This is a genomic window from Zavarzinia aquatilis (assembly GCF_003173035.1).
In the GTDB taxonomy this organism is placed as follows: domain Bacteria; phylum Pseudomonadota; class Alphaproteobacteria; order Zavarziniales; family Zavarziniaceae; genus Zavarzinia; species Zavarzinia aquatilis.
In genome coordinates, this window is record NZ_QGLE01000009.1 from 189,596 (window position 1) to 199,255 (window position 9,660).

Sequence of the window (9,660 nt, forward strand, 5' to 3'; positions counted from 1 at the left end):
TGCGCCTCTCCTCCCGGGAGGAGAGGCGCAGGGCGTTGAAGATCGAGCTTCCCCACCTCACCCCGGCCCTCTCCCCCCAAGGGGCGGAGAGGGGGTGTTTAATCTGGGGACGCTATATCTAATGAATAAAATTGAGTATGGCGTCCCTGCATTAGACTGAAGGGCGGAGAGGGGGCACCCAGCAACTCCCTCTCCGCCCTTTGGGGGGAGAGCGACTGTCTTGTTGGTCAAGAGAGATTTGGCATGGCCTGCCGGACGTCTCGTGCTTTTGCGTTGAGCCGTGGAATCCGGAGACGCTAGGAATCCGGGGACGCTATACGGAACAGCTCGTTTCAGTTCTGCGGCGGCCCGACAGGCTCGATCACGGAGTCGGGATATTGCTCGGGGCAGGGTGTCCAGGGCGTCATGACGGCCAGGAAACGCGCCGCCTCACCGGACAGCAGGCGGATCGCTGGATTGGCGATGTCATCCTGAGGACCATAGTCGCCGCGCATCGGCTCGACCAGGGCGCGGACGCGGGGGTCCTCGAAGGCTTCGTCGAGCCGGCGGCGCGAGAGCGGCGGGATGATCGCTTCCTTGGCGATATCATGGAGACCATCCGCCTGCAGGTCCTCGATCAGGCGGAGATAGTCGTTGAGGGGCAGGCATTGAGCCACGGTGAGGGCGACCTCCCTCAGGCCCGCATCGTTGGCGGGATCACGCAAGGCTGCTGCGATCTGGGGACCATACGCGAGGGCGTTCTCAGCGACCTCGCTCACCGACCGGATGACGAGAAGTCCGTCTCTGCCGTTCTCGATCCATTTCGACAGGGGCTCGACACGGTCGACCGATATCAGCCAAGCCCGGAATGGCGCATAGCCGCCGTCCGGGGGCGGCGGGTCGGTGGTGTCAACGACATAGGCGGCGATCATCACGAATACCAGCGCAAAGACGGCGGGCGCCAGAAAGACGAGAGAGCCTGCCAGCACGGTGGCGACGGCTATGGAGAGCATGCGCCGGGTGATCATCGGGACGACAATATCACGGCTGGGTTTCGGTCTATCGGCAATAAGGACGACGGCTCGCCCGCGGCCAGAGCCAGCCTCTGATCGTCCCTGACGAAGGGTACATGGCGGATCGGAAATAGTTGAGTATGGTGTCCCCGTATCGGTGTCGGGAAATAGTTGAGTATGGTGTCCCCGTATCGGTGTCGGGAAATAGTTGAGTATGGTGTCCCCGTATCGTGTAGTTGAGTATGGTGTCCCCGTATCGTGCAATTTCTAACGGACTCCCGGCTAATGCAGGGACGCTATACCTAATAGAGCGCCCTTGGACATGGAGTTTCCTGACCAGTCTCGGGCCTCGCTTTTCTACGGCGGGTCGACCACGGTAGCTTCACCGATGAAGCGCATTTCCCACAGATAGAAGTAGCCGACCGCGCGGAGTTCGGCTGCGCCTGCGGGTGTGAGGCAGGCGATACCGATGCGGCGGGACTCGCCGGGGGCGAGCGGTGCGGGGCCGAGGAGCAGCATGACATCCCGGCCGCCGGCGGCGGTGTCTCGGGTGGTGAAGCACAGGCAGCGGTAGCCGGAGCGGATGGTCAGGCGCTTGCCGCCGGTCTCTGTTGGATAGAGCGTGAGGTCGACCGTCAGGTCGGCGGGCGGCTCCATGGCTCGCCCCCCGTCTCAGTCGAGCAGGCTGACGTGGGCGGAGACGACGCGCCAGCCTTCGGGCAGGCGGGCCCAGACCTGGGTCTGACGGCCGCGACGGCCGGATTTGAGGCGGGTATACTCGGTATTGGCGACGCCGAGGTCCGGTCCGAAGGCGGTGATCTTCGTGTTTTCCAGCGTGCGGGCGAGGTCGGTCACATCGCGCGCGGTGCGATAGGCGGCGATCGCCTCGGCGCCATAGAGGTTCTCGCTCGGCCCGAAGCGCAGCACGCGCGGGTCCTGCCAGAAGAAGTGATTGAGGGCAGCGGTGTCGTTGGTCATCAACGCGCGCTCGTAAGCCTCGAACGCCGCCCTTATTTCCATCAGGGCGGTCGGGTGGTCGATCCAGAGATCGGGCGTGTCGTCTTGGCTCATGAAAATCTCCTACTCCAGCACTGGGCAGATTTCAATCAGCCCTGATCAATAATTGTATACATGCACAAAAATTAGCCTTCCTTGTGCGGATGCGAGACGCCGACCGGCACCGGGGATCGTCAGAATGATACGATAGAACAAGGGTTTGACCAGCTTGTGACGGTTTCGCGGCGCTTGGTCTGCCTTTTGCATTGCATACAAAGCACTATCGCAGGGGGCAGGGCATGACCAAATTCCTTCTCGAGGCGGAGCCGGGCGCGATCGGCGCCGAGGTGGAACGGACGGCGCTCGTCATCATCGACATGCAGCGGGACTTTCTCGAGCCGGGCGGTTTCGGCGAGACCCTGGGCAACGACGTCTCGCTGCTGGCGAAGGCGATCCCGCCGGCCAAGGCCATTCTCGACGCCGCCCGAAAGGCGGGGATGCTGGTCATCCACACGCGGGAAGGGCACCGGCCCGACCTGTCGGACGCGCCGCCGGCCAAGGTGAACCGCGGCAGCCCGACGCACCGCATCGGCGCGCCCGGGCCCATGGGGCGCATCCTGATCCGGGGCGAGCCCGGCCAGGACATCATCCCCGAGCTTTATCCGATCGCGGGCGAAGTCGTCATCGACAAGCCGGGCAAGGGCGCCTTCTTCGCGACTGACCTCGGCCTCGTGCTCGCCAACCGGGGCATCGACACGCTGCTGGTCTGCGGTGTCACCACCGAAGTCTGCGTGCACACGACGATCCGCGAAGGCAACGACCGGGGCTATCGCTGCGTCGCCATCGGCGATGCCTGCGGCTCCTACTTCCCGGAATTCCACGAGGTCGCCCTGCGCATGGTGAAGGCGCAGGGCGGCATTTTCGGCTGGGTGAGCGATGCCGCCAAGGTGGTGTCGGCGCTCGGGGTATCGGCCGCGGCTGCGGCGGAATAGGGCAGGGGGTGCTTATGACGACCATGACCAAACCGAAACTCTGGACCCCGGGCGATCTCAACGCCTTCTTCGGGTTCGGCACCAATATCCTCGTCAACATGCTGGTGCTGACCGGCCTGCTGCGCTTCGTGCTCAAGATGCCGGACGAGATCGTCTTCGGCCGCATCCTGCCGGCGATGGGCCTGATGATGTTCCTGTCGACCGGATATTACGCCTTCCTCGCCTACCGGCTGGCGGCGAAGACCGGGCGAACCGACGTCTGCGCCCTGCCGTCGGGCATTTCGGTGCCCCATATGTTCGTGGTGACCTTCGTCATCATGCTGCCCATCACCCTGACCACCGGCGATCCGGTCAAGGGCTGGGAAGCGGGCCTGACCTGGGTCTTCATCCAGAGCTTCGTGCTGATGGTCGGCGGTTTCGTTGCCCCGGTCATCCGCCGCATCACGCCGCGCGCCGCCCTGCTGGGCACGCTGGCCGGCGTCTCGGTCACCTTCATCTCGATGAAGCCCGCGCTCGAGATGTTCGTGACACCGGTGATCGGCCTTGCCTGTTTCGGCGTCATCCTGATGGCCTGGTTCGGCGGCCTGAAGTATCCGAAGAACCTGCCGGCCGGCCTCGTCGCCATCATCGTCGGCTGCGCCATCGCCTGGGGCTCGACGCTGTTCGGCTTCAACTTCGGCGGCATGTCGGGCGAAGGCGTCGCCGGGGCCCTGTCCAGCTTCGGCTTCTCGGTGCCGATCCCGGCCTTCGATCACGTCTTCAGCGGTTTCCAGTTCCTCGGCATCATCCTCGTCACCGCCATTCCCTTCGGCATCTATGACCTCGTCGAGGCGATGGATAACGTGGAATCGGCGGAAGTCGCTGGCGATGCCTATCCGACCACCCGCGTGCTGACCGCCGATGGCGTGGTCAGCCTGATCGGCTGCCTGATGGGCAATCCCTTCATCAACGCGGTCTATATCGGCCATCCGGGCTGGAAGGCCATGGGCGGGCGCATCGGCTATTCCGCCGCGGTCGGCGCCATGGTCATCGTACTGTCCTGGTTCGGCATCATCGCGCTGATGCTGGCCCTCGTGCCGGTGGTCGCCATCGCGCCCATCCTGCTTTACATCGGCATGTTGATCGGCTCCCAGGCGTTCCAGGAGACGCCGCGCAGCCATGCCCCGGCCATCGTCCTCGCCCTCACCCCCCATCTCGCCGACTGGGCGAAGGTCCAGATCGACGGGGCGCTGGGCGCGGCCGGTACCTCGGCGGCGGCGGTCGGCATCGACAAGCTGGGCATGAACGGCGTCGTCTACCACGGGCTCGAAGTGCTGGGCGGCGGTGCCATCCTCGGCGGGCTGATGCTGGGCGCCATCGCCGTCTTCATCATCGAGCGGCAGTTCATGAAGGCCTGCTTCTTCTCGCTGGCGGCGGCGATCATGACCTTCTTCGGCTTCATGCACAGCCATGTCATCGGCATCGGCGAAAGCCCGACCGTGGTCGCGGGCTACCTCCTGGTCGCGCTGGGGCTGGCCCTGGCCGCCCGGCGGGTGGTACCGTCTTCGGTGAATGTCGGCGGCGGGCATACCCACGCGGTGCCCGAACCGGCCGAGTGACAGCCCAGTCCTCCCCCCGGCCTTCGGGCCGGGGGGATCGTGTCGCCCCGGGGAACCTGCGTATGCCTTCCGACTTCGATCCCGTCTCTTATATGCATGCGGTCGCGCCGACGCTCGGCCTCGACATACCGGCGGAAGCCCGGCCCGGTGTCCTCCAGTTCCTGAAACTCGCCGCCTCGATGGCGGCATTGGTCGAGGCGGCGCCGCTGGGCGACGACACCCTCGATCTTGACGGCGTGTTCGAGCCGGTCTCGCCGTGAGCCTCGATCCCTTCGCGTCGGCGCGCGACATCGCCGCCGCGGTCCGGGAAGGCCGCGCCACCGCCCTTGCCGTCACCCGCCTGTTCCTCGACCGGATCGAGGCGATCGACCCCGTCCTGAACGCCTATACCGACGTGACCGCCGCCCGCGCGATCGAGGTCGCCCAGGCCATCGACGCGCGCAAGGCCCGGGGCGAGCCGCTGGGGCCGCTGGCCGGCGTGCCCTTCGCGGTGAAGAATCTGTTCGATCTCGAAGACCTGCCGACAAGGGCCGGCAGCCTGATCAACCGCGAACGCGCCCCCGCGACCCGCGACGCCGTGCTGGTCGAGCGCCTGCTGGCGGCCGACGCGGTACCCCTCGGCGCGCTCAACATGGGCGAATATGCCTATGACTTCACCGGCGAGAACGCCCATGACGGCGCCTGCCGCAATCCCCACGACCCCGATCACATGTCCGGCGGCTCGTCATCGGGCTGTGGCGCGGCGACGGGCGGGGGGCTGGCGCCGATCTCGCTCGGCTCCGACACCAACGGCTCGATCCGGGTGCCGTCCTCGCTCTGTGGCATCTTCGGGCTGAAGCCGACCTATGGCCGCCTGCCGCGCAGCCGCAGCTTTCCCTTCTGCGACAGTCTCGACCATCTCGGCCCCTTCGCCCGCAACGTCGGGGACCTCGCGCTCGCCTACGACCTGCTGCAGGGCCATGACGGAGGCGACCACGCCTGCGCCCGCCGCGCGGCGGAGCCGGTGGTGGATGGCCTCGATCTTGGCATCGGGGGCCTGCGGGTCGCCGTGCTGGGTGGGCATTTCGATACCACGGGCATGGCCGCCGCCAGCCGCGCGGTGGCGGCCGTGGCCAAGGCCCTCGGCGCGCATGAGACGGTGGAGCTGCCTGGCGCAGAAGCCGGCCGGGCCGCCGCCTTCATCATCACCAATACCGAAAGCGCGGCCTTTCATCTCGACCGCTTGCGGTCCCGGCCGCTCGATTTCGATCCCGAGACGCGGGACCGCTTCCTCGCGGGTGCCCTGCTGCCGGCGGCCTGGTCGGTGAAGGCCCATCAGGTCCGGCGCTGGTATGCCGCCCAGGCCGCGCGCCTGTTCGAGCGATTCGATCTCGTCGTCGCGCCATCGACCCCGATGTGCGCGCCCAAGGTCGGCCAGAAGACCATGCTGCTGCGTGGCCAGACCGTGCCCGTCCGGCCGATGTTCGGCCTGTTCACCCAGCCGATCTCGGCGATCGGCCTGCCGGTTTGCGCCGTTCCGGTCGCCGGGGCCGGGGAAGGCAGCCTGCCCATCGGCGTCCAGCTGATCGCCGCGCCCTGGCGCGAGGACATCGCCCTGCGCGCCGCCGCTGTCCTCGAGGCGGAAGGCGTCGTCTCGGCGCCGCTTCCGGCGGTCCAGTAAGGTGGTCTGGGCGGCATCCATGCGGCTGTTGCAAGGCCTGGCGGATTCATCTCCGGGGCGCCTGCTTTCCGCTTGACGAGTCGGAACCTCGCCCATATGTTCGCGCCTCCACTCGGACGGCGGTGGCAGGGGTTCAACCTGAACGCGGCGTCGACGAGTTAAGAGTACCGGACATCGGTCACGGGTAATCCGGGGCCACGAGATTTTGGTCGGCGACAGTGCCGAGGGCGCTGTAGGCCGATTTTGTTGCGTGAGCCCGCTCTTTGACAATCTGGCGGGGTTTACGTGACTCGAACGAGGGAAGAGAAGGCAGGGACTGATGCCGACCATCAATCAGTTGCTCCGTAAGCCGCGTCAGAAGCCGGCCTACCAGAACAAGGTGCCGGCGATCACCGGTAACCCCCAGAAGCGCGGCGTTTGCACCCGCGTTTACACGACGACCCCGAAGAAGCCGAACTCGGCGCTTCGCAAGGTCGCGCGCGTGCGTCTCGTGAACGGGTTCGAGGTCACCTCGTACATCCCCGGCGAGGGCCACAACCTCCAGGAACACTCGGTCGTGCTGATCCGTGGCGGTCGCGTCAAGGACTTGCCGGGTGTCCGTTACCACGTCATTCGCGGCGTCCTCGATACGCAGGGCGTGAAGAACCGTAAGCAGCGCCGGTCGAAGTACGGCGCGAAGCGTCCGAAGTAAGGAGAGGCCCCATGTCTCGCCGCCACAGTGCCGAAAAGCGCGAAGTCCTGCCGGATCCGAAGTTCGGCGACATCGTCGTGACCAAGTTCATGAACAGCCTGATGTATGACGGCAAGAAGTCCGCTGCCGAGACGATCGTCTATGGCGCCTTCGACCGCATCCAGGGCAAGACCGGGCAGGACCCGATCCGCGTGTTCCACGACGCCCTGTCGAACGTCCGTCCGGCCATCGAAGTGCGCAGCCGCCGCGTCGGTGGTGCGACCTATCAGGTCCCGGTCGAGGTTCGTCACGACCGCAGCCAGGCGCTGGCCATCCGCTGGCTCATCGCCTCGGCGCGCAAGCGTTCCGAGCACACGATGACCGAGCGTCTGTCGGGCGAACTGCTCGACGCGGTGAACAACCGTGGCACGGCCGTGAAGAAGCGCGAAGACACCCACCGCATGGCGGAGGCCAACAAGGCCTTCTCGCACTATCGCTGGTAACGGGAGCGTATCGACATGCCTCGTACTACGCCGCTGGATCGCTATCGCAATATCGGCATCATGGCCCATATTGACGCCGGCAAGACCACCACGACCGAGCGAATCCTTTATTACACCGGCCGTTCGCACAAGATCGGCGAAGTCCATGATGGCGCCGCCACCATGGACTGGATGGAGCAGGAGCAGGAGCGCGGCATCACGATCACGTCGGCCGCGACGACCTGTTTCTGGAACGACCATCGCGTCAACATCATCGACACCCCGGGCCACGTCGACTTCACCATCGAAGTCGAGCGTTCGCTGCGCGTGCTCGACGGTGCGGTCGCCGTGTTCGACTCGGTCGCTGGCGTCGAGCCGCAGTCCGAGACCGTGTGGCGCCAGGCCAACAAGTACGGCGTTCCGCGCATGTGCTTCGTCAACAAGATGGACCGCACGGGCGCCAACTTCTATCGCTGCGTCGACATGATGGTCGATCGCCTGGGCGCGCGTCCGCTCGTGCTGTCGATCCCGGTCGGCGCCGAATCGGAATACGCCGGCGTCATCGACATCGTCCGCATGAAGGCGATCATCTGGCGCGAAGAGTCGCTGGGTGCGAAGTTCGACGTCGTCGACATTCCGGAAGAATACGCCGAGAAGGCCGCCGAATACCGTCACACCCTGGTCGAGACCGCGGTGGAGATGGACGACGCGGCGATGGAAGCCTATCTCGAAGGCACCGAGCCGGATGAAGCGACCCTGAAGGCCTGCATCCGCAAGGGCACGATCTCGCTGGCCTTCGTGCCGGTGCTGAACGGTTCCGCCTTCAAGAACAAGGGCGTTCAGCCCCTGCTCGACGCCGTGATCGACTATCTGCCGTCGCCTCTCGACGTTCCGGCGATCAAGGGCATCGACTACAAGACCGGCGAAGAGACCGAGCGTCACTCGTCGGACGACGAGCCGACCGCCGTCCTCGCGTTCAAGATCATGGACGACCCGTTCGTCGGCACGATCACCTTCTGCCGCGTCTACTCGGGCAAGCTCGAGACCGGCGCTGGCGTGCTGAACTCGACCAAGGACAAGCGCGAGCGCATCGGCCGTATGCTGCAGATGCACGCGAACAGCCGTGAAGACGTCAAGGAAGCCTATGCCGGCGACATCGTCGCTCTCGCGGGCCTCAAGGAAGTCCGCACCGGCGACACGCTGTGCGATCCGAACAAGCCGGTGATCCTCGAAAAGATGGAATTCCCCGAGCCCGTCATCGAGATCTCGATCGAGCCGAAGTCGAAGGCCGACCAGGAAAAGCTGGGCATCGCCCTCAGCAAGCTGGCCGCCGAAGACCCCTCGTTCCGCGTCTCGACCGATCAGGAATCGGGTCAGACCATCCTGAAGGGCATGGGCGAACTCCACCTCGACATCAAGGTCGATATCCTGCGCCGCACCTATAAGGTCGACGCGAATATCGGCGCTCCGCAGGTCGCCTATCGCGAAACGATCACCAAGCGCGCCGAAGTGGATTACACCCACAAGAAGCAGACCGGCGGCACGGGCCAGTTCGCCCGCGTGAAGCTGGTGTTCGAGCCGCTCGAGGCCGGCAAGGGCCGGGTGTTCGAGAGCGCGATCGTCGGTGGTTCGGTGCCGAAGGAATATATCCCCGGCGTCGACAAGGGCATTGCCTCGGTCGCGGATAACGGCGTCATCGCCGGCTTCCCGATGATCGACTTCAAGGCCACCCTGATCGACGGCGCCTTCCACGATGTCGACTCGTCGGTCCTCGCCTTCGAAATCGCCGCCCGTGCCGCCTTCAAGGAAGGCATGGAAAAGGCGGGCCCGAAGCTGCTCGAGCCGGTGATGAAGGTCAACGTCACGACCCCCGACGAATATGTCGGCTCGGTCATCGGCGACCTGAACTCCCGCCGCGGCCAGATCCAGGGCACCGAAGCGGCGGCCGGCAACGCCACGGAGATCAACGCTCTCGTGCCGCTGGCCAACATGTTCGGCTACATCAACACGCTGCGTTCGATGTCCCAGGGTCGCGCGCAGTATTCCATGGTTTTTGCCCATTACGAGCCGGTGCCTCAGGCGGTCGCGGATGAAGTCCGCGCCAAGTACGCCTGAGTTCGAAACCGCTAGAGTTACGGAGAGCCACGATGGCCAAGGAAAGTTTCAAGCGGACGAAGCCGCACTGCAACATCGGCACGATCGGTCACGTCGACCATGGCAAGACGTCGCTGACGGCGGCGATCACCAAGGTTCTGGCAGAGACCGGTGGT

Annotated in this window: 11 protein-coding genes; 8 read left to right on the plus strand and 3 right to left on the minus strand. The window is 65.4% G+C overall.

The genetic code is table 11. The features are described 5' to 3' along the window. Positions 1 to 332: 332 nt before the first annotated feature. The 3 genes from DKG74_RS15650 to hpxZ form a co-directional block, all read right to left on the minus strand. Positions 333 to 1,007 carry a hypothetical protein gene (locus DKG74_RS15650; protein WP_109907109.1) on the minus strand — a complete coding sequence of 225 codons (675 nt, stop codon included), beginning with the start codon at positions 1,005 to 1,007 and terminating at the stop codon, positions 333 to 335. A gap of 342 nt (positions 1,008 to 1,349) precedes the next feature. After that, positions 1,350 to 1,649, minus strand: a complete 300-nt coding sequence (locus tag DKG74_RS15655; RefSeq protein WP_109907110.1) for a hypothetical protein — start codon at positions 1,647 to 1,649, stop codon at positions 1,350 to 1,352. A gap of 15 nt (positions 1,650 to 1,664) precedes the next feature. Further along, positions 1,665 to 2,063 carry an oxalurate catabolism protein HpxZ gene (gene hpxZ / locus DKG74_RS15660; RefSeq protein ID WP_109907111.1) on the minus strand — a complete coding sequence of 133 codons (399 nt, stop codon included), beginning with the start codon at positions 2,061 to 2,063 and terminating at the stop codon, positions 1,665 to 1,667. 224 nt (positions 2,064 to 2,287) lie between these two features. Here hpxZ and DKG74_RS15665 point away from each other — a divergent pair, with 224 nt between their 5' ends. The 8 genes from DKG74_RS15665 to DKG74_RS15700 all read left to right on the plus strand — a co-directional run. Next, positions 2,288 to 2,980, plus strand: a complete 693-nt coding sequence (locus DKG74_RS15665; protein ID WP_109907112.1) for a cysteine hydrolase family protein — start codon at positions 2,288 to 2,290, stop codon at positions 2,978 to 2,980. A gap of 14 nt (positions 2,981 to 2,994) precedes the next feature. Further along, positions 2,995 to 4,578 carry a regulator gene (locus tag DKG74_RS15670; RefSeq protein ID WP_109907113.1) on the plus strand — a complete coding sequence of 528 codons (1,584 nt, stop codon included), beginning with the start codon at positions 2,995 to 2,997 and terminating at the stop codon, positions 4,576 to 4,578. A gap of 62 nt (positions 4,579 to 4,640) precedes the next feature. After that, on the plus strand, positions 4,641 to 4,838 hold the full coding sequence (locus DKG74_RS15675; protein WP_109907114.1) for a DUF4089 domain-containing protein: 198 nt from the start codon (positions 4,641 to 4,643) through the stop codon (positions 4,836 to 4,838). Continuing rightward, positions 4,835 to 6,238 (plus strand): AtzE family amidohydrolase, encoded by a 1,404-nt coding sequence (locus DKG74_RS15680; RefSeq protein WP_109907115.1) that lies wholly within the window; start codon positions 4,835 to 4,837, stop codon positions 6,236 to 6,238. Before DKG74_RS15675 ends, DKG74_RS15680 begins: the two co-directional genes overlap by 4 nt. Positions 6,239 to 6,557: 319 nt before the next feature. Continuing rightward, positions 6,558 to 6,929 carry a 30S ribosomal protein S12 gene (rpsL, locus tag DKG74_RS15685; RefSeq protein ID WP_109907116.1) on the plus strand — a complete coding sequence of 124 codons (372 nt, stop codon included), beginning with the start codon at positions 6,558 to 6,560 and terminating at the stop codon, positions 6,927 to 6,929. Between the two features lie 11 nt (positions 6,930 to 6,940). Next, the gene (gene rpsG / locus DKG74_RS15690) at positions 6,941 to 7,411 is read left to right on the plus strand and encodes a 30S ribosomal protein S7 (protein ID WP_109907117.1); all 471 of its coding nucleotides are present in this window, start codon (positions 6,941 to 6,943) and stop codon (positions 7,409 to 7,411) included. Between the two features lie 15 nt (positions 7,412 to 7,426). Next, a complete protein-coding gene (gene fusA, locus DKG74_RS15695) occupies positions 7,427 to 9,505 on the plus strand; it encodes an elongation factor G (protein WP_109907118.1) in 2,079 nt (692 codons plus the stop codon). A 32-nt stretch (positions 9,506 to 9,537) separates the two neighbouring features. Beyond that, positions 9,538 to 9,660 (plus strand): GTP-binding protein (locus DKG74_RS15700; protein WP_243404149.1); only part of this gene is annotated, 123 nt, incomplete at its 3' end.

Excerpts from the sequence above, each read along its gene's own strand:
- DKG74_RS15650 (WP_109907109.1), bottom strand. The coding sequence starts at position 1,007 with ATGATCACCCGGCGCATGCTCTCCATAGCCGTCGCCACCGTGCTGGCA.
- DKG74_RS15655 (WP_109907110.1), bottom strand. The coding sequence starts at position 1,649 with ATGGAGCCGCCCGCCGACCTGACGGTCGACCTCACGCTCTATCCAACA.
- hpxZ (WP_109907111.1), bottom strand. The coding sequence starts at position 2,063 with ATGAGCCAAGACGACACGCCCGATCTCTGGATCGACCACCCGACCGCC.
- DKG74_RS15665 (WP_109907112.1), top strand. The coding sequence starts at position 2,288 with ATGACCAAATTCCTTCTCGAGGCGGAGCCGGGCGCGATCGGCGCCGAG.
- DKG74_RS15670 (WP_109907113.1), top strand. The coding sequence starts at position 2,995 with ATGACGACCATGACCAAACCGAAACTCTGGACCCCGGGCGATCTCAAC.
- DKG74_RS15675 (WP_109907114.1), top strand. The coding sequence starts at position 4,641 with ATGCCTTCCGACTTCGATCCCGTCTCTTATATGCATGCGGTCGCGCCG.
- rpsL (WP_109907116.1), top strand. The coding sequence starts at position 6,558 with ATGCCGACCATCAATCAGTTGCTCCGTAAGCCGCGTCAGAAGCCGGCC.
- rpsG (WP_109907117.1), top strand. The coding sequence starts at position 6,941 with ATGTCTCGCCGCCACAGTGCCGAAAAGCGCGAAGTCCTGCCGGATCCG.
- fusA (WP_109907118.1), top strand. The coding sequence starts at position 7,427 with ATGCCTCGTACTACGCCGCTGGATCGCTATCGCAATATCGGCATCATG.